At 75.0% G+C, this 2,109-nt stretch carries 3 protein-coding genes and 2 pseudogenes; all 5 read right to left on the bottom strand.

Going from position 1 to position 2,109, the window contains the following annotated elements:
- Window positions 1–205, bottom strand: a pseudogene (locus tag ACFVGO_RS39330) (hypothetical protein); the annotation flags it as partial.
- A gap of 69 nt (window positions 206–274) precedes the next feature.
- Window positions 275–892, bottom strand: a complete 618-nt coding sequence (locus ACFVGO_RS39335; RefSeq protein WP_359898353.1) for an ATP/GTP-binding protein — start codon at window positions 890–892, stop codon at window positions 275–277.
- Window positions 873–1,235 (bottom strand): DUF742 domain-containing protein, encoded by a 363-nt coding sequence (locus ACFVGO_RS39340; protein ID WP_359898354.1) that lies wholly within the window; start codon window positions 1,233–1,235, stop codon window positions 873–875. Before ACFVGO_RS39340 ends, ACFVGO_RS39335 begins: the two co-directional genes overlap by 20 nt.
- A 78-nt stretch (window positions 1,236–1,313) precedes the next feature.
- On the bottom strand, window positions 1,314–1,700 hold the full coding sequence (locus ACFVGO_RS39345; RefSeq protein ID WP_380551404.1) for a roadblock/LC7 domain-containing protein: 387 nt from the start codon (window positions 1,698–1,700) through the stop codon (window positions 1,314–1,316).
- Between the two features lie 17 nt (window positions 1,701–1,717).
- A pseudogene (locus tag ACFVGO_RS39350) lies at window positions 1,718–2,109 on the bottom strand (hypothetical protein); the annotation flags it as partial.

Raw genomic sequence — 2,109 nt, forward strand, 5'->3', positions numbered from 1 at the left:
CGCCCGACCCGCGCCGGACCTCGACGCGCAGCTTCTCGTACAGGCCCGCCGGGTCGGTCTCGGCCTCCGGCCCGTACAGGCGGCGCAGGCCGCCGGGGCCGGTCGGGGCGATGCCGCCGCCCGCGTGGGCCGGGCAGCCGGGCGGCGGGGCGGCGGGCGACGAGGGGCCGGCGGGGGTGGCGGGTTCGGGGAACGGGGTGGTCACGGGGGTCTCCGGTCGCGGGTGGGTTCGGTGACGGGCGGTCGGTGGGGGTGGTAAGGACGGACCGTCGGCTCAGCCGGTGGACGGGGCGGCCAGCTCGTACAGGTAGTGCATCAGGGTCATCAGGGTGTCCCGGCTGGACTCCCGGCTGCGCGCGTCGCACGCGACGATCGGCACCTCGGGCGGCAGGTCCAGCGCGTCCCGGACCTCGTCGAGCGGGACGGGCGGCGCCTCCGGGAAGCCGTTGACGGCCACCACGAAGGGCACGCCGCGCTCCTCCAGACGCCCGATCACCTCGAAGCTGACCTCCAGCCGGCGGGTGTCCACCAGCACCACCGCGCCCAGGGCGCCCTCGAACAGGCCGTTCCAGAGGAACCAGAACCGCTCCTGGCCGGGGGTGCCGAAGACGTAGAGCACGAGCCGGTCGCTGATGCTGATCCGGCCGAAGTCCATGGCCACGGTGGTGGAGGTCTTCTGCTCGACCCCGGTCGGGTCGTCCACCCCGACCCCGGCCTGGGTCATGGTCTCCTCGGTGGTCAGCGGGCGGATCTCGCTGACCGCGCCGACCAGCGTCGTCTTGCCGACACCGAAGCCGCCGACCACCACCACCTTGACCGCCGTGGTGACGGTGTCCGGCAGCAGGTCCGAACCGGCCGGCCCCACCACCGTGTCAGAGCCGCTGAAGTCCATGGATCACCGCCTCCAACAGGGCACGGTCGGGAAGCTCCGCCGCGGGCACGGCGGAACTGCGGGCCTCGATCAGCCCGTCGTCGAGCAGGTCCGCCAGCAGGACGATGACCACGCTGACGGGCAGCTCCAGGTAGGCGGAGACCTCCGCCACCGAGAGCGGGGACCGGCACAGCCGCAGGATGGCGGCCTGCTCCGGCTGGTGGGCGGGGGTCGGCTCCGCACGGGAGACGATCAGGGTGACCAGGTCGAAGACCCCCGGTCCGGAGGGGCCGCTGCGGCCCCGGGTGATGACGTACAGCCGGTCGGGCTCGGGGCCGTCCCAGCCACCCTTCTCGGCCGTCATGCCATCGCCTCGCTGTGCTCGTTCATGTGCCCGTCCCGCCGTGGCAGCCCACCGCGGCAGGCCGGGCCGGGTGCCGGTTCACGCGACCGCCTCGGGATTGCGCGGCGGGGTGGACAGGTGCTCGCCGATCCGGGCGACCAGGTCGCGCATCTGGTGGCTCACCAGCCCGGCGTCCACGCCCTCGTCGGCGAGCACCGCGAGATAGGCGCGGTCACCGGCCGCCATCAGGTAGAAGTAGCCGCCGTCCACCTCGATCACCACCAGCCGCATCGAGCCGTCGCCGTGCGGGAACTCGTGGCCGATCGCGCCGGCCAGGCTCTGCAGCCCGGCGCAGGCGGCGGCGAGGCGGTCGGCGGTGTCCGGGTCGGTGCCGTACTGGGCGATCCGCAGGCCGTCGGCCGACAGCACGATGACGTGGCGCACGCACGGGACGCTGTCCGCGAGGTCGTTGAGGATCCAGTCCATGTTGTTGCGGTGCGGAATCACTGCTCGCCCTTCCCTGCCGTGTCTTCACTGGTGTGCGCGGCGCTCGTGTGTCCGGCACCCGCCTGTCCGGTACCCGTCCGTCCGGCACCCGCCCACCCGGGGTCGGTCCGTCCGGGGCCCGTCCGTCCGGGGCCCGTGGCGCGTCCGGCGTCGGTGGTGCGCCCGCCGTCGGTGGCGGCTCCGGTACCCGCCGGGCCGGACGGGCCCGGTCCGGTGCCCTTGATGCCGTCCATGAACGCCTCCAGCCACAGGCCCGGCTGCTTCGGCTCCTTGGCGGGGCCCGTCGCCCGGGCCGGCGGCCCCGCCACCGGCCCGGCGGGCTGCGCCACCGGCCCGGCGGGCTGCGCGGTGGCGCGCGCGGCCCCGCCGAAGCCCCGCGGCATCATCG

The organism is Kitasatospora sp. NPDC057738, assembly GCF_042798815.1.
Classification (GTDB): Bacteria; Actinomycetota; Actinomycetes; order Streptomycetales; family Streptomycetaceae; genus Kitasatospora; species Kitasatospora lactacystinica.